A 25,092-nucleotide genomic window follows, 5' to 3' on the forward strand; every position below is an offset into this window, starting at 1 on the left:
GAGTGTGCACTCATGGCCAAGGAACTCGCCAGCCAGCTCATTGAACAACTCCAGGCTGCCGGTGTGCAGCGAATCTACGGGATCGTGGGCGACAGCCTCAACCCGATTGTCGACGCCGTCCGCAAGACGGGCGGCTCCCAGCAAGGCGGCATCGACTGGATCCACGTGCGGCACGAGGAGGCAGCTGCGTTCGCCGCCGCGGCCGAAGCCCAGCTGACCGGCCGGCTGGCCGTCTGCGCCGGCTCGTGCGGCCCCGGCAACCTGCACCTGATCAACGGCCTGTACGACGCCAACCGCTCGGGCGCGCCGGTGCTGGCCATCGCCTCGCACATTCCGAGTAAGCAGATCGGCAGCGGCTACTTCCAGGAAACCCACCCGGACCGGCTCTTCAACGAATGCTCGGTGTACTCGGAACTCGTCAGCACGGCAGAGCAGGCGCCGCGGGTGATGCACAGCGCCATCCAGCACGCCGTCGGGCTCGGGGGAGTCGCCGTCGTTACCCTCCCCGGCGATATCGCCGGGCTGGAAGCCGCCGGCCGAACGCCGCTGCCCGCAACCTTCCGGCGCGCCACACTGACTCCCGACGCCGCGAGTGTCCGGGAGCTCGCCGATGCCATCAACGCGGCGGAGAAGGTCGCCATCTTTGCCGGCGCGGGAACGCAGGGTGCCCACGATGAAGTGGTGGCCCTCGCGGAACTCATCGGCGCCCCGATCGGCCACTCGCTGCGGGGCAAGGACTTCATGCAGTACGACAACCCTTACGACATCGGCATGACCGGGCTGCTCGGCTACGGCGCCGCGGCGGAGGGCATCGAGGATGCAGACCTGCTGATCCTGCTCGGCACCGACTTTCCGTACGACCAGTTCCTTCCCGGCACGCTCACGGCCCAGGTGGACCGCGCCGCGCACAAGCTGGGGCGAAGGACCGACGTCGACATCGCCGTCCATGGCGACGTGCTGCCCACGCTCGGCGCGTTGAAGCCGTTGCTCGCCCGGAAAAAGAACCGCCGCTTCCTCAACCAGATGCTCAAGAAGCATGACCGGCTCATGAACAAGGCCGTGGGCGCCTACACCCGCAAGGTGGAGAAGAAACAGCCCATCCACCCGGAGTACGCGGCCTCGATCCTGGACCAGGTGGCGGCGGAGAACGCCATATTCACCGCGGACACCGGCATGTGCAATGTCTGGACGGCCCGCTACATCAACCCGTTGGGCACGCGCAGGCTGATTGGATCGTACCTGCACGGCTCCATGGCCAACGCGCTGCCGCATGCGATCGGCGCGCAGCTGGCCTATCCCGGCCGACAGGTCATTTCGGTGTCCGGTGACGGCGGCCTGTCCATGCTGCTGGGAGAGCTCATCACCGTTGCGGCACACCGGCTGCCGGTGAACGTGGTGGTCTTCAACAACTCCACGCTGGGCATGGTCAAACTCGAGATGCTCGTGGACGGGCTTCCCGATTTCGGCGTTGACGTTCCCGACGCCGATTACGCCGCCGTCGCCCGCGCGCTCGGCTTCCACGCTGTCCGCGTGACCGATCCGGCCCGGATCGAGGACGCCTACCGGGAGGCCTTCGCCCACCCCGGACCGTCGCTGGTGGAGCTCATCACGGATCCGAAGGCGCTGTCGATCCCGCCGAAAATCACCGGCTCGCAGGTCCTTGGCTTCGCAACAGCCATGTCGAAGGTGGTCCTGAACCGGGGCGCCGGCGAGGCCGTCAGCATGGCCCGCAGCAACCTGCGCAATATCCCGCGGCGGTAGGTGCCCGACGACGGTTCGCGGGTCGCGCGGTTACGGTCGCCTCCAGCGCCGGCTACCAGCCGCCGTCGTGCGTGTCCGACGGCGGCTGGGGGCCGCGGCGCCCGGCGGCAAGCCGTGCCGCCGTCTTTTCGATGAGCTCGTACGGGACCGGCTTGCCCAGGGGGAATTTCAGTGTTCCCTTGGCTGCCCGGTACGGCGCGATCGCAGCTTCGAATGCCTCGTCTCCGGCCGGGACGGGATACACGGAAATATGGTGTGCCCAGCCCGCGAAATAGACCACGTACTTGCCGTTCAAAGTGATGGTGGGGATGCCGTAGCTGATCACCTCGCCGGACTCCGGGACGGCCTCATGGCACCTGCGCCGGATTTCCTGAAGTGTGCCCTGTACCTCGGCCGGAAACGACGCAATGTACTCGTCAACGTTGTCGAAATGCTGTGCCATTTACCGCTCCTTCGTTATCTCCCGAGAGTACGCCGGTGCCCGCAGCGAGAGAGCGTTGCTCAAAACGTTGCGAAAAGTGGGAGAGCGTCGGCAGGCGAGACCAAAACGACGGCAAACCGTGACCCTGCGGGCATCGTTCGGCGGCGGTCAGGCTGGTTGACTGAAGGAGGCAGGCCGAGTCCTGCCAAATGCCGGCATGGCAGGAGCCCGCGCCGCCGGTCCAACGGGCAGTCCAACGGCCGGTCCGACGGCCGGTCCAAGGGGGAAACATGAAAACGCACCGCGTGGCCATGATCGCGACGGCCGGTGCCCTTGCGGCGCTCACCGCATGTTCGGCGTCGTCCCCGGAGCTCCTGAAGGCCGACGGCGTGGAACGGATTTCGGTGGACGGCGCGGCGTATGCCGCTGAACTGCGCTCCTTCCGGGCCTCCGCTCTCGGGCTCGGCGAGGCCCTGCTGGCCGACGGCGGCGACGGCTCCAAAGGGAACGTGGTCTCCTCGCCGGGGAGTCTGCTGATTGCCCTCGCCATGCTCCGAACCGGGGCATCCGGCGAGACGGCGGCCGAGCTGGACAGCGTCCTGAAGCTCCCCGCGGAACATCGCGACGAAGCCATGAACGCGCTGCTCAGCTCGCTCGGGAAGTTCGACGGCGACCCCGGCTCGGTGGATGAGGACAACCCGCCGCGGAAGCCCGTGATGCACGCCGCCAACGGGTTGTTCGTGGACAAGGACGTGCCCACGGGCGACGCCTTCCTGGAAACACTGGCCCGGCACTACGGAACCGGCGTCTATCCCGTGGACTTCAGCAACGAAGCGGCAACCAAGCCGGCCATCGATGCCTGGGTGAACCGGAACACGGGCGGCAGGATCAAGGAGGCCCCCGCAAAATACGATCGCGACAACACGTTCAGCCTGCTCAACTCTCTCTACTTCGCGTCCGCCTGGCGCGCGCCCTTTGATCCGAATGACACCTCGGACCTGCCCTTCACGACGGCTGCCGGCGAGAAGATCGACGCCCCGGCAATGCACAACGAGCTGGAGATGAAATACGCGGAGGGGGCTGGCTGGCAGGGCGTGGACCTGCCCTACGCCGACGGTTTCGTCATGCGGCTGGTCCTTCCGGACACAGGCGTCCCAGGTGCGGGCACAGGCGCCGGTTCGCCGGTCTTTGGTGCGGAACGGCTCACGGACATTGCGGATGCTTTGGACCGCGCACCGCTGGAGACCGTGCAGATCCAGCTGCCCCGCTGGGACCATAAGTGCAGCTTCGACCTGAGGAAAGTCTTTGAATCCCTGGGGCTCCGGAAGACCCTCACCACCACGGAGGACTTCAACAACATCCAGCCCGGGATGATGATCACCCAGGCCGCCCAGGCAGCCAACATCACGGTCGCGGAAAAGGGCACGGTTGCCGCGGCTGTGACCCAGATCAACGGAGCTGTCACCAGCGCGCCGCCCCAGCCCGAACGAACCATCACGTTCGACCGGCCGTTCCACTACCAGATTGTGCACGTCGAAACCGGGCTGCCGCTCTTCATGGGAACGGTGGCCGACCCCCGTTCCTAGCCGGACGCTCTCTCAGATCGTGCAGCTTACAACACGACGCTCTCTCACTTTCTTGAGGAAAGTGAGAGAGCGTCGTGGTTTTTCGCGCGAAAAGTGAGAGAGCGTCCCGAAACGCGGGGACGGGTTAGCGCGGGCCGCCCTGCCAGAGGGCGTCGAACGGGGCGCCCGAGGCCACGCGGTTGCGGATCCCGGCGGTCACGAAAGCCTTCGCCGTGCGGGCAGCCTCAAGCGGGGTCGCACCCTTGGCAAGCTCGGCGGTCACTGCGGCGGCGAGGGAGCAGCCGGCACCGGACACGGCTACTTCGCCCACCTTGGGGGCGGAGAGGATTTCCAAGGTGTCGCCGTCGTAGTAGACGTCGACGGCGTCGGGCCCGGCCAGACGCACGCCGCCCTTGGCCAGCACCGCGGCTCCGCTCAGCTCATGGATGCGGATTGCGGCGGCTTTAAGGGATTCGACGTCCGTGATTTCCAGGCCGGAGAGGGACTCTGCTTCGAAATGGTTGGGCGTGACGAACGTGGCCAGCGGCAGGATCTGTGCCTTCAGTGCCTGGTCCGTGTCCAGTGCGGGGCCCGGTTCCTGGCCCTTGCAGATCAGCACAGGGTCCAGCACCACGTTGGAGAACGCGCCGGCAGCGAGCGCGGACGCCACGGTCGAAATCGTGGCCGGGCTGCCCAGCATGCCGATCTTCACGGTGTCCAGCACGGAAGGCGCGCCGGACGCGGCGCCGTACGCCGCCGTCGTCGCCTCCAGCTGGTCGGCGATGACCTGCTGGTCCACTGGTACAAAACGGTGGTTCCAGTTGTCGTTCGGGTTGAAGGAAACGATGCAGGTCAGGTTTGCGATGCCAAAGACACCCAGTTCCTGGAACGTCTTCAGGTCCGCCTGCGCACCAGCACCGCCCGTCGCCTCGGAACCGGCAATGGTCAGGGCGACGGCGGGATACGTGTCAACAGCAGCAGAAGTCATCCACCTATATTGCCACCGCGCCTAAATTGGCCGCATTGTGCGGATGACCAATCTGACGAAACCGGCCGGTTACGGGACTTACGGTGCGGCCGCCGGCGGGCCGCCGTCGTACTGCCGGGCGAGCTTCCACACGGCAAGGCGTCCCACCGCCGCCGACGTGCCCATCGCCGTCGCCGTGAACAAGTCCGGCGGGGAGTCGAACCCTCCAAACGGCGCACCCAGGGCAAGGCCCAGGACGCCGAAGGCAGCGACATGCAGCCACTGGCTGCCGACCGGCCGCATCAGCAGGCCCGTCGGCAGGGCCACGCCCCAGCCGACGACTACCGCGGGGATGGCGCCGACCATCAGGGCCATCACCGCGAACCAGACGCCGGACACGGCTCCGGAATTGAGCAGCTGCACACGGGCGCCGAGCACCAGGCAGAACGTCAGATGCGTCACGAGGATGCCGAGCCACACCGCGCCGGCGCCAAGCACCACGCGCTGCGGCCGGCTCATGCCTGCCGCCCGGTAACGTCCTGGAGCGCGTTGCCCAGCTCGGCATGCCGGAAGATGAAGCCGGCGTCCAGCAGCTTCTGCGGCTGGATCCAGCGGCTTTTGAGGACCAGTTCGGTCTCGGTGCGGATCATCGCGGCCCCCAGCTCCAACAGCCAGCCGGGTGTGGGCAGGCCGAACGGAACCCGGTAGGCCCGGCGTACCAGGCGCATCAGCTCCCGGTTGTCCACGACCTCGGGCGAAGCCACATTCACCGGCCCCGTGAGGTCCGTCCGCTGGTGCACAAACAGCGCGCTGCGGTAGAGGTCCTCCACGTGGACCCAGCTGAACTTCTGGCTGCCGCCGCCCATGTGCCCGCCAAGGCCAAGCCTCGCGAGGGCGGCGAAGGGCCGCATCACCCCGCCTCCCGGGCCGAGCACGATGGAGATCCGGAGCGGGACCTTGCGGGTGGACGGGGTTTCGGCGGCGGCCAGGGCGGACTCCCAAGCGCGGGCGACGTCCACCGAGAACCCGTCGCCCAGCTCACCGTCGTGCTCCGACTGGGGCGAGTCTTCGGCGTGGCGGTAGATGGTGCCGGTGCTGGCGTTGAGCCATGTCGCCGGGGGAGCGGAACAGCGGCGCGCTGCCCGGCCAAGTTCCGCCGTCGTGGACACCCGGGACTCCAGGATCTGCGCCTTGTTCCGTTGGCTGTAGCGGCAGTCCACTGACCGTCCGGCGAGATTCACCAGGAGCTCGGCGCCGTCCAGTGCCCGGGTGAGTCCGTCGTGGTCACCCCAGCGGACTGCGTCAGCGCCGCTGCGGCCGACGGCGAGCACCTGCCAGCCGTCCTGCTCGAAGCGCGTCCGGAAATAGCCGCCGATGAAGCCGGATGCGCCGGCCAGGACCACGGTCTTACGGTTGTTCATGGTTCCCCCGAATGATTGTTGATGACTCGTCTCCGCCGGTGTTGATGCCCGGCTAGTCCCGGACGCCGCGGCTCAGGCTGAGGACGTCGCCCAGGACCTTGTTGACGCCGGGGATCCTTGCCAGGGAAAGCCCGCGCGCAATGAGCGGCGCCATCCCGTCGACCAGCTTCCGGGTGCGGCGCCGGTCCTCCGACGTGTCGTAGACCCAGAAGAGAGCCACACCCATGTAGCCGAGCCACAGCAGTTCCGGAAGGTCCGCGCGGAATTTCCTGGGAACTGACGGGCTGGCGCCCTCCACGACGTTCCGGAAGATGGCCAGCGAGGCGTTGCGGGCAGCCGTGGACTCGCCGGAGAACGGGTTGACGGGCGACGTCGGCCGGATTGCGGTGGCGATGAATTCGGCGCCGAAGCGGTGGTAGGGCTCCATGACGTCCAGCCCGGTGTGCAGCGTTGCCTTGAGCCTGCCGCTGAGGTCCTTGACACCCTCGAGGGCTTCGGCGGCCTTGGCCGCGTGCTCCGCTTGGACCTGGACGTAGAGCTCCTGGACCAGTTCGTCCTTGGACGCGAAGTAGTAGTAGGCATTGCCCACCGACACTCCGGCCTCGGTGGCGATGGCGCGCATGGTGGTTTTTTCGAAGCCGATCTCGCGGAACATGCGCAGCGCCACATCCGCAACCAACTGCCGGGTCTGCTCGCTCTTGCGCGCCATGGTTACCGTCTCCCCATTTTTTGAACGTGTTCAAGAAGTGTGGCACGAAAACTGAACGTGTTCAAATACTCTCGCCGTCCGCAACAGTGGCACCTCCCTCAGCCGGTGATGCGACAATGGAACACGGTTCCGGCGGCAGGACGCTGCGGGACCCCTCCCAGTGCTAATACAGCCGGCTGCTGCAGCGATCTCCTCCGCGATCGTTCCCGGGCAGCCGCGCGAACCACTCCGAATGGATCACCCATGACTTCCGCCAAGACTTTCCCCGCCTCCGCGGCGCCGAAATTCGCCTCGATCGGTTCCCCTTATTTCGGCATCATGTTGGCCTTCATGGCGGTGGTGCTGATCCTGTCCAACATCGGGGCATCCAAGGGCGTGGCGATCGGTCCCATCATCACGGACGGCGGCTTCTTCCTGTTCCCGCTGGCCTACATCCTGGGCGACGTCATCAGCGAGGTCTACGGATTCGCCGTGGCTCGCAAGGCGATCATCACCACCTTTGCCCTGTCTGTGTTCGCATCCGCCTGCTACTGGGTCATCATTGCGCTGCCCGGCTTCGACGACGAGTTCGGTACGTCCAAGCAGGCCGCGCTCGAGGGTGCGCTGGGGCCGGTTCCGCAGATCGTCCTGGCTTCGCTGCTGGCGTTCCTGGCCGGCCAGACCATCAACTCGTGGATCCTGGTGAAGATGAAGGCCCGCACGGGCGAGAAATCCCTGTGGGCGCGGATCATGGGCTCGTCAGTGGCCGGTGAGTTTGTGGACACACTCATCTTCTGCAGCATTGCGGCGTCCGTCATCGGCATCACCGACGCCGGCAGCTTCGTGAACTATGTGCTGGTCGGCTTCCTCTACAAGACCCTGGTGGAGTTCCTCTTTGTGCCCGTGACTGCGTCCGCCATCGGCTGGATCAAGAAGCGCGAACCGAGCTACGGCGCGTAGGCCCCGGCTCTCCGCGGAGCCTTCGCACCCTCAGCACCGCCGGTTCGACGGTTCCCTGCCCGCTCGACGCCGGGAAGCGTCTATCCTGCACGGAACCGTCGTAACGGCGAGGCGCCTGCGCCTGCTCCGAGGTTCAGCGCCGCCAGGACCCGGTATTTGAACTCCACCTCGTTGAACAGGTCTTTCCATTCGATACGTAGGAACGTCCAGCCCTGTTCAATCAGTGCCTTTTCGCGCCGCCGCTCCGCAAACAGAACATCTCCGGTGGGCCGGTAGTCGAAGTACTTGGTCTTCCCGTCGAATTCGAGGGCGACCCTGCGCTCCGGCCACGCGAAGTCCAGCCGATGTTCCCCAAACGGACTCCGGACTTGGTACTGCAGCTCCGGCGGTGTGATTCTGAGCCGGTGCAGCAGTTCCCTTGTGAGGCTTTCCCCGGCCGACTCCGAGCGCGGGTCAGCAAGTTCGAGGGCCCGGCGGAGGGCGACTACTCCGTTGCGGCCGATGAGGTCGGAACACTGAGAGCGGAGCAGGCCAAGGTCCGCTCCCATGCGTGCGGCGTGATCAACCAGGATCACGGCCTGTTGCACGGTGAACATCAGCGAGCAGTCGACTACCGTGCGTTCCAGTGACGTACAGGGGAGCCCGTCCACGAAGCAGAGCTCACGGCCACCCAACGGACGGGTGTGGGCAATTACGTCTCTCCCATGTGTGACTGCGGAGGGGGAGCCTTCTCGGGTGAGGTGCACTCGGTCATCGACCTTCCACAACTGGAGGCCATGGAGGCTGGCTCCGGACACATGGCTATAAGCGAACCTTCCCGCTGACGTCGTGAGCGTTCCGAGCGAATGCGCAAAGATCAGCTGCCGACGTCGGGCGGTGGCGTTCAAGGAGCGCCACCAATCTCCGCGGGCATAGCAACCGCGGCGCAGCCGGACCAGTTTCTCCTCTTGCACCAGCCTGGCTATGGCACGGGAATTGGATCCGGAAGCAAGGAGCTGGTCCGTGCGCCACAGGTTCGCGCCTGGTGGGCTTTCGTGAATCATGAGACCAAGCTTCCACCGCGCTCACTGCACCGCCCAGGCATCATCGCGGGTATGTGGACAACAAGCCGTTTCGACGGTTCCCTGCCCGCTCGACGCCGGGAAGCGTCTATCCTGCACGGAACCGTCGTAACGGCGAGGCATCGGCAGGTCAGGAGAGCAGCCCGGCGTCAGCCCTTGAGCGTTGAGTCGAGGAGGGCCCGGAGTTCCCGGAAGTGCCGTTCCGTGGCCTCGGCGTGGAATGCAGAGGTGTCTGCCATCGAGTAGCCGTGGGATGCGCCGGGGTAGATCTCGTTCGTAGCTTCGAGGCCCGCGGCGTCGAGCGCCCTGCCCAGGCGCGCGACGGCGTCGGCATCCATGCTCTGATCATGGTCGGCGTGGCCGAACACGAATCGGGCCGAGGCGTTGCCGAGTTCCAGATGCGGGCTGTCAGGGGCGTCGGTGGCAAGCCCGCCGCCGTGGAAGCCCGCGCATGCTGCCACCACCCCAGGATGGGTGGTGGCCGTGCGCACCGCGAGCCGGGCACCCATGCAGTAGCCGAAGGTGCCGATCGGGCCTGGTGCGACGCCGTCGAGCGTTCGCAGCGCAGCAACCCACGCGTCAATGTCAGGCTGCGCCTTGTCCGTTGTGAGGCGTCCGACCCGCGGGAACGCTTCCTTGCCGGCAACGGCCCGGCCCTCCGGGGTGGTCATGTCCGTGTGCGGTTCGATTTCTGCGGCCGTTCCTTCGCGGTAGAAGGTGTTCGGCGCCAGGACCACGTAGCCCCAGTCGGCGATGCGCTGCGCCATCTCCTGGATGCGGGGACGCAGACCGAATGCGTCCATGTACAGGATGACACCCGGCCAAGGGCCCGGGCCCTGGGAGGGGCGGGCGACAAGGGCCTCGGCAGTTCCGTCTGCGGCCGGGATCTCGATGAGCATCCGGTCAGAATATCGGAGGACGACGGCGGGAGGCGCCTTTCGGGCGCCCCGCCCCCGCGTCCGGCCCCCCGCGTCCGGCCCCCCCGCGTCCGGCATCCCTCGTCCGGACTACGAGTAGTAGCGGCCCAGGGTCTCGGCCTTGAAGTCGAAGAAGTTGCCGGCCTCGATGGCGAGCCGGGCGTCGTCCACCATCTTCACCACGAAGCGCTCATTGTGGATCGAGATCAGCGTGGCGGAGACCATTTCCTTGGCCTTGAACAGGTGGTGGATGTAAGCGCGGGAATAGTTCAGGCAGGCGTAGCAGTCGCAGCCTTCCTGCAGCGGGCCGAAGTCGCGCTTGTACTTGGCGCCGGAGAGGTTGAACCGTCCCTCCGGGTGGTAGAACGCCGAATTGCGGGCCACCCGGGTGGGGGAGACGCAGTCGAAGGTGTCCGCGCCGTTCTCGATCGCGGTGAAGATGTCATCGGGCTCGGAGATGCCCAGCAGGTGCCGCGGTTTGTTCTCCGGAAGTTCCTCGTTGCACCAACGCACGATCGTGCCCAGGTTCTCTTTCTCCAGCGCCCCGCCGATGCCGAAGCCGTCGAAGTTCATGGCGCCGAGGTCCCGGCAGGCCTTGCGGCGCAGGTCCTCGTACTGGGCGCCCTGGATCACGCCGAACAGCGCCTGGTACGGTTTCCCCAACCGGGACTCGGTCAGCCGGAAGTGCTCGGTGATGCAGCGTTCCGCCCAGCGGCGGGTGCGTTCCAGCGACTCCTCCTGGTACCCGCGGGAATTCTGCAGCGTGGTCAGTTCATCGAAGGCGAACATGATGTCGGCGCCGATCTGGTGCTGGACGTTCATGGAGATTTCGGGGCTGAAGCGGTGCCTGTCGCCGTTAAGGTGGCTCTTGAACCACACGCCTTCCTCATCCACGTGCGCCAGGCGTTCCTTGCCGGGTGCCACTGCGTCGTCCGGCCCGGAGGTGTCCACCGATTTCATGTCGATGACTTTTTTGAACCCGGAGCCCAGGCTCATCACCTGGAAGCCGCCGGAGTCCGTGAATGTGGGCCCGCGCCAGTTCATGAAGGCTCCCAGACCGCCGGCTTCGTCCAGGATGTCCGCCCCCGGCTGGAGGTACAGGTGGTAGGCGTTGGCCAGCACCGCCTGGGCGCCGAGTTCGGCGACGGACTCGGGCAACACTGATTTCACCGTGGCCTTGGTGCCCACGGCGATGAACGCCGGCGTCTGGATCTCGCCGTGCGGGGTGCTGATGGTGCCGGTGCGGCCCAGGAACTCTCCGCCGTTGGCGGCCACCTGCTCCGGAGTGGGTGAGCACGTCTCGCTTAGCCGTTTGCCCACGGTGAAGGAAAACTCGGACTGCAGGGCTGCGGCACCCGGCTCGAGAGGCGGGAGTGAGGGTTCAGTATTGGCTGGCACGGTTCAAGTGTGCCAGCTTGGCACCGGGAAACTTAGCTGGCGGTCAGTGCACGGGGTCCGATGTGGGATAGTTCTCAGCCCGCCAGCTGTCCCAGCTGTTGCGGATTTCCTCGAGCCGGTGGGCGCCGAGGTCGTAGGTGGAGACGATCACCATGGACCCGCCGTCGGGCCTTATTTCGGCAATGGGCGGCTGGTCGGCCACGATCAGCAGGCCGTCGCCGTGCTCGGCGTAACTGTGCACGGTGAGTCCCACCTGGTGGTTGGTCCGGTACCAGACCTTGCCGGAGATTTCCTCGCCGGTCGCAAGGGTCAGCGAGTACGGCTCACCCGGCTTGGGAACGTCCCCCAGGCCCAGCTTGTCGATGGCCGAACCGTCTCCGCCCGGAACGGAGAAGAAAGCTGTGCGGCGTTTGCCGTGCGGGTGGTGCTCCAGTGCGAAGCGGAGCTGCTGGAGGAACGTCAGCCAGCTTTGGGTGATGTCCTCGTCCCACGCGGCCCACTCGGAATTGTGGTCAAGGGCTGCCCGGGTCACGCTGACTTCGGTGCCGGCGGGGACGGGTTTCAGGGTGAACTCGTCCCCGCCGTCCACGGTCAGGCTGGTGTGGTCCGGGCCTTCGACCACGGTGTCCTTGAAGTAGATCTCGTTGATTTCGGCGGCAAGGTCGTCGGCCTCCCAGCCGTGCCACTGGGCTACCTTGGCGGGTTCACGCAGCATTGTCCAAACCTGCTGCGCATCGGAGTTGATCACAACGCTCAGATTGTTCGTCATGGGGCGAATCTACAACTCCGGGCGCCGCCCGGGTAGGGCCTAACGGGAACGGGCTCCAGGACCGGCGCTGATGGGCCTCAGGCCCGCACGGACTCCAGCTCGTTGCCGATCCGGCGTTCCAGTTCCTTTAGCCCGATGGTTTCCGATCCCCCGTGCGCCCGCAGGAACATCAGGGCCTCAAGCCGCAGCAGCCGCCATTCGCGTTCGGCGTCCGGGTTCGAGTTGTCGATGGCCCGGAAAATTTCCTTGTCGTACAGATTGGGTTCGTTCAGCGAGCGTTGGCGGACCTTGGCATTCATCCGGGCCTTGAACGGGTCCGTTTCCATCGCGTCGGGGGCGCGGAGGAGCTTCTCATACACCTCGGCGCGTTCCTCCTGCCCGGTCTGCCGGCAGATGTAGCTGGAGAGGGCCAGTGCCGCCTCGACGGACGTCCAGCGGCCAGGGTTGCCGTCAAAGGGCAGCACGTTGAGCAGGTCTGCGACGGCGAGGGCGCCCTCGGCATCCTTGAGCGCGACGAAAAGTTCGTGGGCGAGGTCGTTGAGGTCCTTGAGGCAGCTTCCGGACTTGGTGTTGATGCCCTTGGCCAGGCGGTCGCTGAGCAGCATCACGCCCACTGCGTCCGGGTGGGCCGAGGCAACCGACTCCACCACCGACTCGGGTGTTCCCGCGGGCTCCGGGATCAGTGCCAGTTCTTCCGCACTCGGACCGGCCGCCGCCGCAGCGGCTGCGGCCGGAGTGGTGGCGGGAAGGGGAGGTACGACGACGGCGGGAGCCGCCGGGGCGGCGGCCTCCCCGGCGGACTCTGCCCGGGCGGCGGGGGGCTCAACCAGCTGAAGCGGGGTGGCGGCGTCGGACTCTTCGGAAACTGCCGTCTCTTCGCCGCCGGCGTTGGCTGCGGTGCCGCCGGGGGAGGCGGCCTCCATGCCCGCACCGGAGCCGGCCACCAGCACTGTGGAGCCGGCCGCAATGCGAAGGATCCCGCCGCCGGTGAGCGTTGCGAGGACTACGGCCGGGGTGCCGAAATCGTCGTCCTCAACGAGTACGCTCTGGATTTCGGCGGACCGTTCGCCGTCGGGGAGGAGCAGCAGGTGGCCGGCCTGCAGAGAGCCAGCCTGGAGCTCGTTGTAGTGCTGGGCGGCTGGGCGGTGGGTCATCGGGAGTCCTTAAGTTCTCTTGCGGTCCGCCCTACAGTCTACAAAGGAGCCTGCCCAAATCCGGGGACGCCCGGGTTCCTTCGAGCGTCCCCGGATTAGCCGCGGAGCTTAGCTGCCGACGCCCGCGAACGCGAGTGCCTGCCGGACCAGTACCCCGCGGCCGCCGCTGAATTCCAGCTGCACGTCCGGGCTCAGGACCTCTTCGGGGGTCATCCAGGTGAGTTCGAGTGCGTCCTGCCGGGGCTCGCATTCACCGGTGACCGGAATGATGTAAGCGAGCGAAACGGCATGCTGGCGGTCGTCGGTGAATCCCGTGTGGGACGGTGCCGGGAAGTACTCGGCCACCGTGAACGGGACCGGGCTGATGGGCAGCTGCGGGAATGCCAGGGGGCCGAGGTCCTTCTCCATGTGACGGAGCAGGGCGGCGCGGATGGTTTCGCGGTAGAGGACGCGGCCGGACACGAGGGAGCGGATCATGGTTCCGTCCTCGTCGGCCTGCAGCAGCGTGCCGACTTCGTTCACGAACCCCAGGGGATCGAGGCGGACGGGTACGGCTTCCACGTAAACCATGGGAAGCCGGCCCCTGGCTTCGAAGAGGTCCTCATCGGACAGCCAGCCGGGGTTCGGGTCAGGAGTGCGCACGTTCATGCTTAAGTTCTACCCCATCCCTGTCAGAACCCCGCGCCGGACCGCCCTTCAGTGACGGGAAGAAACCCAGAGCGCCGGGGCGTCCCCGGCTGTGGCGTCCGGATTGGCCACATGCAGGGTCCGCCCGAATGCTTCCTCCGTCATGGTGGTCCTGATGCCCGCGGCCGCCAGCCGGTCCCGGAGGACCGACAGCTCGCCCGTGTACTCGAAGCCCAGCCCGGACCGCGGAGCGCCGCTGCCGGGGCGGACCATCAGCACACCGCCATTCTTTGCGGTGAAATCCGCGGTTTCGTCGTTGTCCGGCACCGGCCGGAGCCGCGCGCCCATGTTCCGGAGCGTCTGTGCTGCGGCTGCGGCGTCCGGAGTGAACCAGATTTCGACGACGGCGAGCCCCGGATCGGCGTCCGCGCACTGGGCGCCGTGGGCTGCTTTGTCCGCGAAGAAGCTGAAGCCGTCCTCGCCGGTGATCCGGCAGGAGGCGCCGTGGTCGGCGTCGACCAGCTCGGCCGGCGTCGTGCCCTCCTCCATCCCGGCCGCGTTGGTGCGGCGGGCAAATTCGGCGAGGTCGCCCACTTCGACGCCGAACGACGTCGTGCCGTCCTCGGCGGAACCGGCCTCGGCAGCGTGCAGCGCCAGGCGGCCCGAACCGGAGTCGTACTCTTTCCAGGGGCCGTCGTCGACGGTCTTCACCATTCCCAGCGCCGTGAGGAGCTGTTCCCATTGGTCCGGGCGGGAGGTGAAATGGACGGGGCGGACACGCAGCATTGGATCTCCCGGAGTAGGAATGACGGTGACACTGCCATGATGCCACGCCTTGTTTGCGGAGTCCCGGGTAGCAGAATGGTGCCATGGCCATCGAACTTGAGGAACTGCTGGTGAAGGATGCCGCCGCATGGCGCGCCTGGCTGGAACAGCACCACGCCACCAGCCCGGGCGTCTGGCTGGTGCTGCACAAGAAGGGCGGCAACACCACTGAGCTGGACTATGAAGCGGCGTTGCAGGAGGCGCTGTGCTTCGGGTGGATCGACGGCCAGGGGAAGAGGCGCGACGACCACAGCTCCTTCCAGCGGATGACGCGCCGCGGACCGAAGAGCGTGTGGTCGGCGCGGAACGTGGACCGCATCGAAAAGCTTGAAGCGGCGGGCCGGATGACCGCAGCCGGCCGGGCCGCCGTCGAAGCCGCCAAAGCGGACGGGCGCTGGGAGGCGGCGTATTCCGGAGCGGCCTCCGCCGAAGTGCCTGCGGACCTGGCCGCCGCCATCGCCGCCGAACCGCGGGCACAGGCCATGTTCGACGTGCTGACGTCGGTGAACCGCTTCGCCCTGATCTACCGCACCAACTCCGTTAAACAGGCAGCCACCCGGGAACGGAAGATTGCCGGATTCGTGGATATGCTCGCCCGCGGCGAGACGCCCTATCCGCAGAAGAAACGCCCGGCCGGCTAACGCCCCGCCGGGCAGCGGGCGTCCGGCCGCCTGGTGCGGGCATCAGAAACCCCGCGTCAGGCGCTGGCGTCCTCGTCCACGGGGAAGGCCACGGCCTCTCCCACCACGCGCAGGCAGAGCTCCATGCCAGGCCGCGCGATGGAGGCGTTCCAGTGCCGGATGGTGATCACTTCGCCGCCGCCCGGGAAACGGTGGTCCGGGACGGCGCCGGCAGCCAGTTCCGGCGGCACGGCCAGTTTCAGGCGCACAGTGGTTTCGGGCCCGAAGTAGTCCGTATCAACCACCACGCCGCGGATGGGGCCGTCTTCGGCGATGCGGATCTGCTCGGGCCGCAGCATGAGCTGCACGCGGCCCTGGGCCGGCGGCCTGCGCACGGGAATGCCGCCCAGCGAACACGTCGCCAGCGAGCCCTCCATCCAGGCGTCCAGGATGACGGCGTCGCCCAGGAACTCCGCCGTGGCCCTGTCCGCCGGGCGGGTGTAGACCACAAAGGGGTTGCCGATCTGGGCCAGCCTGCCGCCGCGCATCACGGCCACCTGGTCGGCGAAGGAGAGCGCCTCGGCCTGGTCGTGCGTGACCAGGATGGTGGTCACGCCGGCCTCGTTGAGGACCTTGGCCACAGCGCGGCGGGTGGCGACGCGGAGACCTGCGTCCAGCGCTGAGAAGGGCTCATCCAGCAGCATCAGCTCCGGCTCCCGGGCCAGGGCACGGGCGAGGGCTACGCGCTGTTGCTGCCCGCCGGAGAGCTGATGCGGCCGGCGTTTGGCCATGGACGGATCCAGGGACACCATTTCCAGAAGTTCAGCGACGCGGGCCGCCACCTCGCGCCGGCCGCCGGAGAGGCGGCTGGCGCTGAGGCCGAAGGAGACGTTCTGGCCCACGGTGAGGTGCGGGAACAAGGCGCCGTCCTGGGCCACATAGCCGACATGGCGTTTGTGCGCCGGCACCCAGAAACCTTCGCCGGCCACCTTGGCGCCGTTGAGCGAAATGCTGCCGGTGTCGGGATGCTCGAAGCCCGCAATGAGGCGAAGCAGGGTGGTCTTGCCGGAGCCGGATGGGCCCACGATCGCGGTGGTCCCGCCCTTGGCCACGGACAGGTTGACGCCCTTGAGGACCGCCTGCGAACCGAAGTTCTTGGTGACGGACTCGATCTCCAGGTGGCTGTTGGTGCTGGTCGCCACCGACGGGGCGATCCGCGGCTCCGGAAGCCTGGAGGGGGCATCAGGCGAAGTGTAGGAATCTGTCACTGTCCGGCCACTTTCTTGGACTGCTGGAAGAGGAGGTAGGTCATGGGGGCGGAGATGAGGATCATCAGCAGCGCATACGGTGCCGCGCCGGCGTAGTCGATCTCGCTGCTCTTGCTCCAGAATTCTGTGGCAAGGGTCCGTGTGCCGTTGGGGGAGAGCAGCAGGGTGGCCGTGAGTTCGTTGACGATGGCAAGGAATACGAGTGCGGCCCCACCTGCCGCAGCGGGCGCGGTGAGCCGCAGCGTGACGCGGATAAAAGACACCAGCGGCGGCTTGCCCAGCGCCTGCGCGGCTTCGTCGAGTTCCTTGGGTGCCTGGGCCAGCCCCGCCCGGATGTTAACCAGCGCGCGGGGCAGGAACAGCAGTACATAGGCCGCGATAAGCAGCACGGTGGTCTGGTAGAAGCCGGGGGCAACCCTGATGCTGACGGTCACGAAGGCCAGGCCCACCACGATGCCCGGCATGGAGCTGGTGACGTAGTTGGACAGCTCCAGCGCCTTGCTGAACCAGCTGGGGTGCCGCACGGCGAGGTAGGCCATGGGGAACGCCACCACGGTGGTGGCCAGCGCACCGGCCAGGCCGTAGCCCATGGTCTGCATCAGGGCCGGAAGGAATTCGTCGGCCACCCAGATGTCCGCTCCGCCCGCGACGATCCACCGCAGGACGAATGTCAGCGGAAGGCCGAAGGCCAGGGCCGTGAGGCTGGCCAGGAAGAACTGTGCCGGAGCCTGGTAGGCGTGGAGCGGCAGGCGGAGGGCCCTGGCCTGCGCGCCGGAGCCCACCCGGGCGTAGCGTGCGGTACCGCGGCTCCGCACCTCCACCAGGAGCAGGATGAGGCAGAAGAACACCAGTACGCTGGCCAGCATGTTCCCGGCGGTGCCGTTGAACGTGGACTGGTACTGCACCATGATCGCAGTGGTGAACGTGTCGAAGCGGATCATCGCGAACGCGCCGTATTCGGCAAGCAGGTGCAGCGAGACCAGGAGCGCCCCGCCGGTCATGGCGATGCGGAGCTGCGGGAGGACCACCCGGAAAAACGTGCGCCAGGCGCTCAGGCCCAGCGACGCCGCGGACTGCTCGATCGCGGGGTCAAGCCGGCTGAGCGTGGCTGCGGCGGGGATGTAGACCAGCGGGAAGTAGGACAGCGTGGCGATCAGGACACCGGACCAGAGCCCGCCCAGGGAGGGCACGGCGGAAACCCAGGCGTAGCTGTTGACGAAGGCCGGGATGGCCAGCGGCGCGGCCAGCAGGACGGCCCACCATTTGTGACCCCGCAGTGTGGTCCGTTCCACCAGCCAAGCCCCGCCCACGCCCAGGACCACGCAGAGCGGTACGGTGACGGCCATCAGCAGGACCGTGTTGAGGAGAAGCTCCCCTACGCGCTCGCGGAAGATCAGTCCGACGGCGGTGTCCCACCCCGTGGCGGCCGTCATCACGATGACATACCCCAGCGGGACCAAGGAGAACAGGGCAATGAGGACGGCAATGACGGATACCGCGGAAACGCCGAAAGGCGGGCGGGGGCGCTTGCCCCTACCCGCCGTCGTCGTGCTTCCGGAAGTGTCCGGAGCCGCTAGGTCAGTTGGCACTGATTTACCATTTGGCACTGATTTACAGGAGTCCTGCCTTGGTCATCAGCTCGGTGACCTTTTCGGAGTTGAGCTTGGCCGGGTCCACGGTGGGTGCCTGGAGTTCCGTCAGCGGAACCAGCTTGTCGTTGGCCGGGACGTCGGAGGCGATGGCGTATTCGAAGGAGGTGCCCTTCTGCAGGACTTCCTGGCCCTTCTTGCCGGTGACGAACTTCAGGAAGGCCTGGGCTGCGGCCGCGTTCTTGGAGGAGTTGAGCACGCCGCCGCCGGAGACGGAGACGAATGCGCCCGGGTCCTGGTTCTTGAAGTAGTACGGCGTGACGTTCTTGGAGTTCTCGCCGGTCTTGGCCTGGTCGCCGTAGTAGTAGTAGTGGTAGATCAGCGCGGCGTCGACTTCGCCGGCATTGACGGCCTTCATGGCCGTGCTGTTGCCCTTGTAGGCCTTGAAGTTTTCCTTCATGCCCTTGAGCCATTCCTCGGCTGCGGCTTCGCCCTTGAGCTCCAGCAGGGCCGAAACGATCGCCTGGAAGTCAGCACCGGACGGCGAAGCGGCCCACTTGCCCTTCCACTCCGGCTTGGCCAGGTCCAGCATGGACTTGGGCAGCTGGTCTTCGCTCAGCTTGGCCTTGTCGTAAACCAGGACCGTGGAGCGCGCTGCAATGCCGGTCCACTTGCCGGTGGAGGGACGGTACTCGGCAGGCACCTGGTCGATGGTGGCTTTGTCCACGTCCGCGAACAGTCCGGCGTTCTCAACCTGCGCCATTGCGGGGGAGTTTTCAGTCAGGAAAACGTCGGCCGGGGAGGCTGCGCCTTCCTGGATGATCTGGTTGGACATCTCGGTGTCCGAGCCCTGGCGAAGGGTGACCTTGACGCCGGTTTCCGCGGTGAAAGCGTCAACCCATTCCTTGGTCAGGCTTTCGTGCTGGGCGTTGTAGACGGTGATTTCGCCGGACACTTTGCCGTCGGCCGCGGCGGTGCTTGCAGCGGGGGTGGAGCTTCCGGAGCCGCAGGCGGCGAGGCCGAGGGCTGCGGTGGCGGCGAGTGCGATTCCTGCCAGCGCGTTGGTGCGGATCTTCATTGGGGCTTCTTTCTGGAAAAAAGTCTCGGTGGACCGGAGTCCGCGTGAGGGGGAAGTTAGGGCATGCTCACTGCAAAAAACTGTAGGTTAGCCAAACCTAAGGAACCAAGCTGAAGCGGCCTTAAGTGATCAGGATCACATCAATTACGGAACTTTTACGTGACTTAATTAGGGGCGCCCGGCGGTGGGGGCGCCCGGGAGTCAGTTCGGTGCGCCGGGCCGCGTGCCATGGCCGGCGGCTTGGACCGCCGCGGCAGCCTCCAGCACCATCCAGGCCTGCAGCTGGGTGGAAAGTTCGACGGCGGCGCCCGCCGGATACGACCGGCCTGCCGGCGTCTCGGGGAACAGGGGGAACACCAGGTGCGCGCCGTGGCGCGCCAGCGGTTCCTTCGGATCCACGGCGCGGCGGCCTTCCCAGAGCGCCTGCGCGGTCTCCGCAACCAGTGTGGACGCGATGGCGCGCGTCCGGTCGGGCAGCCGTCCGTCCACTGCCGCCAGCGCCAGGTACCGCGCCAGGATCCCGGTGAACAGGCCGCCGTCGCCCGTTCCGTCGCAGCGGAGCACGGCGGCTGTCCTGCCGGACGCGAGAGTGGCGGGGCGGGTCAGGTTGCGGGACACGGCGTCCACCAGGGCCGCAGCCCGGTCAAGGTTCCCCTGGCCGCCGAGCTCCAGCAGCGCTCCCAGGACCGGGCCCTGGTTGTAGGTGTAAATGGCGGCTTCCAGCACCACTTCGCCGCCGGCGCCGATCCGCAGCCCGTCCTGGTACATGCCCTGGGCCGGGTCGAACAGCTTGGCGTGGAGCCAGTCCACCAGGGCCTGGGCCTTGGCCGCATTCCCGGTGCGGGCATAGTAGAGCGCCACCGGAGCCGTGGCGGGCGTGTTCTTGAAGTCCCTTTTCTTACTCCAGAAGGTGCCGCCGCCCAGGTCATCCGTGGAGGCGGAGTCGAACTGCAGCGTGAGGCTTTGCCGGATCCGGGCGTGCCGCCGGCTGCCCGGCTTTCGCGTCTCTTCGGCGAGTTTCTCCAGCCGGAGGGTGGACAGTGCGAGCCAGGCCATGTCGTCGTAGTAGTTGTTGACGAAGGTGAGGAAGTTGCGCAGCCGGATGCCGGTGACCAGCTGCGAGGCGAGCCTTCCGGCACTGGGCCGGTTCCCGCCGTCGAACCTCGCACCCCGCGCCAGTTCACGGCGGCCGGCGTCCACGAGGCAGTCCACATAGTGCGCCTGCCACCAGTAGTGCCATGGCCGCCTCAGGTTCTTCAGCCGGCTGGACGGACGTTCGATCGCCGCGATATGCGTCCCGGGCAGGAAGAAGAGCCGCTGCCCGAACATCCTGGTCACGGACCGGGCGGCCTCGTCGGCCCTGGCAGACCAGTCCGCGGGTGCGGCGGCGTCTGGAGAGGTCATGGTCCCAGCCTAGCGGGGGAGTCCGGCCGCGTCCCTCGAGGGCAGCCGCCCAACGTGCGGTTTGCGCCTGTTCCAGTTAACATTCATTAACTAGCGTTACGCCGGGTTCGGTTCCACATCAAGGAGGATGCATGGACATCAAAGGTACTGTCGCGCTCATTACAGGCGGGGCATCCGGGCTGGGCGCTGCAACGGCGAGGCGCTTGTTCGACGCCGGGGCATCGGTGGTGCTGGTGGACCTGCCGTCGTCGCGTGGCGAAGCGTTTGCGGCGGAGCTTAGCGCCGCCAGCGGGGCCGGAACGGCCGTCTTTGTCCCTGCCGACGTAACCAGCGAGGAGCAGGTGCAGGCCGCCGTCGCCGCCGCCGTCGCGCTGGGGCCGCTGCGCATTGTGGTGAACTGCGCGGGCATCGCCACACCGGGGAAGGTCCTGGGCCGCGACGGTGTGCTGCCGCTGGATACTTTCAGCCGCGTCATCCAGATCAACCTGGTGGGAACCTTCAACGTGATCCGCCTGGCGGCCGCTGCCATGGCCGCCACCGAGCCCGTCTCGACCGAACTTGGCGGACCGGAGCGCGGCGTCATCATCAACACCGCCTCCGTGGCCGCATTCGACGGCCAGATCGGCCAGCCCGCCTACGCTGCATCCAAGGGTGCCGTGGCGGCCATGACCCTGCCGATCGCCCGGGAACTGGCCCGGTCCCTGATCCGCGTGGTCACCATCGCGCCGGGCATCTTCGAGACACCCATGATGGCCGGACTGCCGCAGGAAGCCCAGGATTCGCTGGGAAAGCAAGTACCGCACCCGTCCCGCCTGGGCAGGCCTGCCGAATACGCCAGCCTGGCCGCGCACATCGTGGATAACGCCATGCTCAACGGCGAGACCATCCGCCTCGACGGCGCCATCCGGATGGGACCGAAATGACCCCGGCGGCGGTCCCGGTGCAGCCGGCGGCTCCGGCTGCGAATGACGTGGATTCGCTGCCAACGGCCGACTTCTTCGGGTTCGAGTCACTGCTCAGCGACCGGGAGCGGCGGAAGCTGGAGGAGCTGCGCAAATTCCTGGCGGCCGAGATCGCACCGTTCGCCACGGAGTGGTGGAACAACGCCGAATTCCCCGCCCATATCCTGCCGAAACTGGCCGCCCTCGAGCTGAGCGCCCCCGCCCAGCGCGGCTACAGCCACCTGTTCGCGGGCCTGGTGATTGCCGAAATCACCAGGGTGGATACGTCCATTGCCACGTTCTTCCTGGTGCACCATGACCTCTTCGTGGAATCCCTGTACGGGTTCGGCTCCGATGAGCAGAAAGCCCGCCTGCTCGACGACGCCGCCAGCCTCCGCACCACCGGAGCCTTTGCGCTGACCGAGCCGGAGCACGGCTCCGATGTGGCCGGCGGAATGGAAACGCGGGCGCGGCGTGTTCCCGGGGGAGCGGACGACGGCGGCGACTGCTGGATCCTCAACGGCGCCAAACGCTGGATCGGCAACGGGACGTTCTGCGATTACATGCTCGTGTGGGCCCGGGACGAAGCCGACGGCGCCATCCGGGGATTCATCGTGGACGCGGCCCTCCCCGGCGTCAGCCGGAGCCGGATCGAAAACAAGATCGCCCTGCGCACGGTGCAAAACGCGGACATTGTCTTCCGGGACGTCCGGGTTGCGGAGACGGACCGCTTCGCCGGCATCAGCAGCTTCGAGGACACCAACGAACTGCTCCGCGGGTCCCGGATCATGGTGGCATGGCAGGCGGTGGGCCAGCAGCTGGCGGCCTTCGACGTTGCCCGGCAGCACGCCGTCGAACGCCAGCAGTTCGGCCGTCCGCTGGCCAAATTCCAGCTCATCCAGCAGCAGCTGGTGACCATGCTGGGCAACGCCGTGGCCAGCATGGGCATGATGGTCCGGATCGCCCAGCTGCAGCAGGATGGGGCCGCGGATATGGCCCAGGTGGCGCTGGCGAAGTCTTACACGAGCGCCCGGATGCGCGAAACCGTGGCCATGGGGCGGTCCATCCTGGGCGGGAACGGGATTGTGTCGGATTTCCGGATGGCCAAGATCTTCGCCGACGCGGAGGCCATTTACACCTATGAGGGCTCGTTCGAGATCAACACGCTGATCGTGGGCCGCGCCGTCACCGGCGTGTCCGCGATCGTCTGAGCCAGTTCGCGCTCAGCCGGCGATCATCGGGTCCTTCTCGCCGGCTTCGATCCGGTAGTCCAGGCTGTTGTTTTTCACCGGCATGGGGCAGGTCCCGTACGGGGTGAACGCGCTTGGATAGTTGATGGCGCGGTTGAAGTCCAGAACCACTGAACCGTCCGGCCGGGGCCGGGCAGTGGACACCTTGCGCCACTCGTCCGTCGAGTCCCCGTTGGTTTCGTCGTGGAACGTGACGGTCAGGGCGCCGAGCTTCTCCTCTTCGGCCTGCAGATGGAACTCATGGTCCTTGCCGGGAAGCCGGAACACCAGCTCGCCGACGGTGCGGTGCACGCCGTCCACCAGCGGGTTCGCGGTGCCGATCGGAACATCCACGGGCTCCGGATAGGGGCGGAACTCGGCGTCGACCACCAGGTCGGGGCGGTACTCAAAGGAGGGCACGCCGTCGAACTCCGTAAACACCGGTGAGCGGGAGTCGCGGGTTCGGATGGCGTACTTGTCCGCGCGCATGGCCAGCTCCACCACCACCTGCCTGCCGTCGTCGCCGCCGTACTGCACCCACATCAGCGACTCCTCGTCCGCCAGCGCGGCGGAAATGGTGCCGTCCACGGCTTCGCCCGTTGCCACCAGCGTCAGTCCGTCGGCCGCCGCCGCGGTGAGGAACGCCGTCGTTCCGTCGGTGGACCAGAGTCCAGGGACGAGGTCGACGGCGGCGGGCCGGCTTTCCAGCCACTGGAACGACGTGAGTGTCAGCCAGCCGTACTCGCTGGCCAGTGCCTTGTTGCGGTTGGTGCGGAACCGGTTCCAGCGTTCCAGTTGTGCGTCAGTAGCAGTGTTCATGGTTCCTCGTTCATTGGTCCGGGTCACTCCGGGTTGCCCAGGCTGGCGGTTATCAGCTGGGAGGCGGCCTCCCGGGCGGTGATGGCGGCTTCGGGGTCCCCGTCCAGCACGCCGCTGGCCAGGCCGCCGTCCAGAATCAGCGAGAGGCTTCGTGCCAACCGGTCCGGCCGTGCGGCGCCGGCCTCGGCGGCCAGCCCCTGCATCCACGCCAGCACGGCCTTCTTATGGGCAACGGTGCGGTCATGAACCCGCGTCCCGGACGCTGACTCGGCAGCGGCGTTAATGAAGGCGCAGCCCCGGTAGCCGTCGCGGCGGCAGGCGGAAGCGAGGGCATCGAACAGCCCTGCAAGCTGCGCCGCAGGGTCCGGGCCCGCGGCCTCCGCTGCAGCGTGGAGCTGTCCCGTCCAGATGGCATCCACCTTGTCCAAGTAGGCGAGGATTAGTTCGTCCTTGGCGGGAAAATACTTGTAGAACGTGGCCTTGGAGATTCCGGATTCGGCGATGATGGTGTCGATGCCGGCAGCGCGCAGGCCGTGGGCGTAGAAGAGCCTGAAAGCGGTGGCCAGGATCTTCTCTTTGGCGGGTCCGGCCGGCGTTCGGACAGCCTGCTGTGCGGGTGCTGGCGTCGTCATGACTCTATGGTACACAGACCAGTCTGTCTGCGCCCCGCGCAAGTCGTCGGCTGGCCCGCAGGGATCCTTGCCGTAGACAGATCTGTCTGATAGCGTCTTCTTCACTGGTAGACGGACCTGTCTACCCGGGCGCCTCATGCACTGAGACGCAGCCGTAGAGACGCTTTTCGACCAGAATGAGGACGCCATGAAAATCGCTGTACTGGGAACCGGCACGGTCGGCAGGACCATGGCCGGGGCGCTGGCAGATCTTGGCCATGAAGTAACCATCGGTACCCGCGATCCGAAGGCCACGCTGGCACGCGCTGAGCCGGACGCCATGGGCGCACCGCCCTTCAGCCAGTGGCTGCCGGAGCATCCCCACGTCCACCTGGCTGCGTTCGCCGATGTCGCAGCAGGCGCCGAGTTGGTGGTCAACGCCACCGAAGGGGCCAGTTCCATCGCGGCCCTCACCGCTGCCGGCGCGGAGAACCTTGCCGGGAAGATCTTGGTGGACATCGCCAATCCGCTCGACTTCTCGCACGGTATGCCCCCGACCCTTAACCCGGTCAACACGGACAGCCTCGGGGAGCAGATCCAGCGGACTTTCCCCGAAGCCAAGGTGGTCAAGACCCTCAACACCATGAACGCGAGCCTGATGGTCGACCCCGGACGTGCCGCGGGAGGCGACCACTCCGTGTTCGTCTCGGGCAACGACGCCGCGGCTAAAGCCGAGGTGGCCACCCTCCTCAAGAGTCTTGGGCACCAGGACGTGATCGACCTGGGGGACATCACCACGGCGCGCGGCGCCGAGATGCTCCTGCCGGTCTGGATCCGGCTCTGGGGTGCGCTGGGAACCGCGAACTTCAACTTCAAGATCGCACGCTAGGCCGGCGTGCCTCCCGATAAGGCCGGCGGCGGCCCCTACTAAAACAGGGGGCCGCCGCGGACGTCAAGGGCACGAACACTATCTGAGACAAATTCCCACCCCGCGAGAGT

Annotated in this window: 25 protein-coding genes and 1 pseudogene; 7 read left to right on the forward strand and 19 right to left on the reverse strand. The window is 66.9% G+C overall.

What is annotated here, in order from left to right; translation table 11 throughout:
* The first annotated feature begins 12 nt into the window (after window positions 1-12).
* Complete coding sequence (locus tag JOE41_RS14085; RefSeq protein ID WP_209752703.1) at window positions 13-1,761, forward strand: pyruvate dehydrogenase; 1,749 nt, start codon at window positions 13-15, stop codon at window positions 1,759-1,761.
* A 52-nt stretch (window positions 1,762-1,813) separates the two neighbouring features.
* Here JOE41_RS14085 and JOE41_RS14090 read toward each other — a convergent pair whose 3' ends face one another.
* On the reverse strand, window positions 1,814-2,203 hold the full coding sequence (locus JOE41_RS14090) for an iron chaperone (RefSeq protein ID WP_209752704.1): 390 nt from the start codon (window positions 2,201-2,203) through the stop codon (window positions 1,814-1,816).
* 269 nt (window positions 2,204-2,472) lie between these two features.
* Between JOE41_RS14090 and JOE41_RS14095 the strand changes: the two genes are divergently transcribed.
* Window positions 2,473-3,768, forward strand: coding sequence for a serpin family protein (locus JOE41_RS14095; protein WP_209752705.1), 1,296 nt, complete (start codon window positions 2,473-2,475; stop codon window positions 3,766-3,768).
* A 124-nt stretch (window positions 3,769-3,892) separates the two neighbouring features.
* Here JOE41_RS14095 and JOE41_RS14100 read toward each other — a convergent pair whose 3' ends face one another.
* The 4 genes from JOE41_RS14100 to JOE41_RS14115 all read right to left on the reverse strand — a co-directional run bounded on the left by JOE41_RS14100 (window position 3,893) and on the right by JOE41_RS14115 (window position 6,844).
* Complete coding sequence (locus tag JOE41_RS14100) at window positions 3,893-4,735, reverse strand: hydroxymethylpyrimidine/phosphomethylpyrimidine kinase (RefSeq protein ID WP_209752706.1); 843 nt, start codon at window positions 4,733-4,735, stop codon at window positions 3,893-3,895.
* Between the two features lie 78 nt (window positions 4,736-4,813).
* Window positions 4,814-5,233, reverse strand: a complete 420-nt coding sequence (locus tag JOE41_RS14105; RefSeq protein ID WP_043429332.1) for a hypothetical protein — start codon at window positions 5,231-5,233, stop codon at window positions 4,814-4,816.
* The gene (locus JOE41_RS14110) at window positions 5,230-6,135 is read right to left on the reverse strand and encodes a TIGR01777 family oxidoreductase (protein ID WP_209752707.1); all 906 of its coding nucleotides are present in this window, start codon (window positions 6,133-6,135) and stop codon (window positions 5,230-5,232) included. Before JOE41_RS14110 ends, JOE41_RS14105 begins: the two co-directional genes overlap by 4 nt.
* 52 nt (window positions 6,136-6,187) lie before the next feature.
* The gene (locus JOE41_RS14115) at window positions 6,188-6,844 is read right to left on the reverse strand and encodes a TetR/AcrR family transcriptional regulator (protein WP_209752708.1); all 657 of its coding nucleotides are present in this window, start codon (window positions 6,842-6,844) and stop codon (window positions 6,188-6,190) included.
* 243 nt (window positions 6,845-7,087) lie between these two features.
* Here JOE41_RS14115 and JOE41_RS14120 point away from each other — a divergent pair, with 243 nt between their 5' ends.
* Window positions 7,088-7,783 carry a queuosine precursor transporter gene (locus tag JOE41_RS14120; protein WP_043429335.1) on the forward strand — a complete coding sequence of 232 codons (696 nt, stop codon included), beginning with the start codon at window positions 7,088-7,090 and terminating at the stop codon, window positions 7,781-7,783.
* 80 nt (window positions 7,784-7,863) lie between these two features.
* Here JOE41_RS14120 and JOE41_RS21175 read toward each other — a convergent pair whose 3' ends face one another.
* From JOE41_RS21175 to JOE41_RS14155, 8 genes and pseudogenes are all read right to left on the reverse strand, one after another.
* Complete coding sequence (locus JOE41_RS21175) at window positions 7,864-8,379, reverse strand: hypothetical protein (protein ID WP_307800748.1); 516 nt, start codon at window positions 8,377-8,379, stop codon at window positions 7,864-7,866.
* Window positions 8,380-8,700: 321 nt separating this feature from the next.
* Window positions 8,701-8,826, reverse strand: a pseudogene (locus JOE41_RS21180) (type IV toxin-antitoxin system AbiEi family antitoxin domain-containing protein); the annotation flags it as partial.
* Window positions 8,827-8,993: 167 nt separating this feature from the next.
* Complete coding sequence (locus tag JOE41_RS14130; RefSeq protein ID WP_209752710.1) at window positions 8,994-9,743, reverse strand: dienelactone hydrolase family protein; 750 nt, start codon at window positions 9,741-9,743, stop codon at window positions 8,994-8,996.
* 108 nt (window positions 9,744-9,851) lie between these two features.
* Window positions 9,852-11,159 (reverse strand): tRNA guanosine(34) transglycosylase Tgt, encoded by a 1,308-nt coding sequence (gene tgt, locus JOE41_RS14135; protein WP_209752711.1) that lies wholly within the window; start codon window positions 11,157-11,159, stop codon window positions 9,852-9,854.
* Between the two features lie 43 nt (window positions 11,160-11,202).
* A complete protein-coding gene (locus tag JOE41_RS14140; RefSeq protein ID WP_209752712.1) occupies window positions 11,203-11,928 on the reverse strand; it encodes an SRPBCC domain-containing protein in 726 nt (241 codons plus the stop codon).
* A 77-nt stretch (window positions 11,929-12,005) separates the two neighbouring features.
* Window positions 12,006-13,082: a DUF6707 family protein gene (locus JOE41_RS14145; RefSeq protein WP_209752713.1), complete on the reverse strand. Its 1,077-nt coding sequence runs from the start codon at window positions 13,080-13,082 to the stop codon at window positions 12,006-12,008.
* Between the two features lie 108 nt (window positions 13,083-13,190).
* On the reverse strand, window positions 13,191-13,730 hold the full coding sequence (locus JOE41_RS14150; protein ID WP_011690469.1) for an NUDIX hydrolase family protein: 540 nt from the start codon (window positions 13,728-13,730) through the stop codon (window positions 13,191-13,193).
* A gap of 48 nt (window positions 13,731-13,778) precedes the next feature.
* On the reverse strand, window positions 13,779-14,495 hold the full coding sequence (locus tag JOE41_RS14155) for a hypothetical protein (protein WP_011690470.1): 717 nt from the start codon (window positions 14,493-14,495) through the stop codon (window positions 13,779-13,781).
* Window positions 14,496-14,578: 83 nt separating this feature from the next.
* Between JOE41_RS14155 and JOE41_RS14160 the strand changes: the two genes are divergently transcribed.
* Entirely contained in the window at window positions 14,579-15,175 is a 597-nt protein-coding gene (locus JOE41_RS14160) for a YdeI family protein (protein WP_011690471.1), read from the forward strand.
* A 56-nt stretch (window positions 15,176-15,231) separates the two neighbouring features.
* On the opposite strand, the gene JOE41_RS14165 is transcribed toward JOE41_RS14160, so the two are convergent.
* The 4 genes from JOE41_RS14165 to JOE41_RS14180 form a co-directional block, all read right to left on the reverse strand.
* Entirely contained in the window at window positions 15,232-16,422 is a 1,191-nt protein-coding gene (locus JOE41_RS14165) for an ABC transporter ATP-binding protein (RefSeq protein ID WP_011690472.1), read from the reverse strand.
* On the reverse strand, window positions 16,419-18,011 hold the full coding sequence (locus JOE41_RS14170; RefSeq protein ID WP_209752714.1) for an iron ABC transporter permease: 1,593 nt from the start codon (window positions 18,009-18,011) through the stop codon (window positions 16,419-16,421). Before JOE41_RS14170 ends, JOE41_RS14165 begins: the two co-directional genes overlap by 4 nt.
* A gap of 22 nt (window positions 18,012-18,033) precedes the next feature.
* Window positions 18,034-19,089, reverse strand: coding sequence for an iron ABC transporter substrate-binding protein (locus JOE41_RS14175; RefSeq protein WP_011690474.1), 1,056 nt, complete (start codon window positions 19,087-19,089; stop codon window positions 18,034-18,036).
* A 201-nt stretch (window positions 19,090-19,290) separates the two neighbouring features.
* Window positions 19,291-20,493 carry a glycoside hydrolase family 76 protein gene (locus JOE41_RS14180; protein WP_209752715.1) on the reverse strand — a complete coding sequence of 401 codons (1,203 nt, stop codon included), beginning with the start codon at window positions 20,491-20,493 and terminating at the stop codon, window positions 19,291-19,293.
* 131 nt (window positions 20,494-20,624) lie between these two features.
* On the opposite strand from JOE41_RS14180, the gene JOE41_RS14185 reads away from it, so the two are divergent.
* Together JOE41_RS14185 and JOE41_RS14190 are read left to right on the forward strand one after the other, a co-directional pair.
* Complete coding sequence (locus tag JOE41_RS14185; protein WP_209752716.1) at window positions 20,625-21,416, forward strand: SDR family NAD(P)-dependent oxidoreductase; 792 nt, start codon at window positions 20,625-20,627, stop codon at window positions 21,414-21,416.
* On the forward strand, window positions 21,413-22,645 hold the full coding sequence (locus JOE41_RS14190; protein ID WP_209752717.1) for an acyl-CoA dehydrogenase family protein: 1,233 nt from the start codon (window positions 21,413-21,415) through the stop codon (window positions 22,643-22,645). Before JOE41_RS14185 ends, JOE41_RS14190 begins: the two co-directional genes overlap by 4 nt.
* 12 nt (window positions 22,646-22,657) lie before the next feature.
* On the opposite strand, the gene JOE41_RS14195 is transcribed toward JOE41_RS14190, so the two are convergent.
* On the reverse strand, window positions 22,658-23,482 hold the full coding sequence (locus JOE41_RS14195) for a DUF1684 domain-containing protein (RefSeq protein ID WP_209752718.1): 825 nt from the start codon (window positions 23,480-23,482) through the stop codon (window positions 22,658-22,660).
* Window positions 23,483-23,505: 23 nt separating this feature from the next.
* Window positions 23,506-24,114, reverse strand: a complete 609-nt coding sequence (locus tag JOE41_RS14200) for a TetR/AcrR family transcriptional regulator (RefSeq protein ID WP_011690479.1) — start codon at window positions 24,112-24,114, stop codon at window positions 23,506-23,508.
* A 187-nt stretch (window positions 24,115-24,301) separates the two neighbouring features.
* Between JOE41_RS14200 and JOE41_RS14205 the strand changes: the two genes are divergently transcribed.
* Window positions 24,302-24,982 carry an NADPH-dependent F420 reductase gene (locus JOE41_RS14205; protein ID WP_011690480.1) on the forward strand — a complete coding sequence of 227 codons (681 nt, stop codon included), beginning with the start codon at window positions 24,302-24,304 and terminating at the stop codon, window positions 24,980-24,982.
* Window positions 24,983-25,092: the final 110 nt, after the last annotated feature.

Source organism: Arthrobacter sp. PvP103 (assembly GCF_017833075.1).
Lineage (GTDB): Bacteria > Actinomycetota > Actinomycetes > Actinomycetales > Micrococcaceae > Arthrobacter.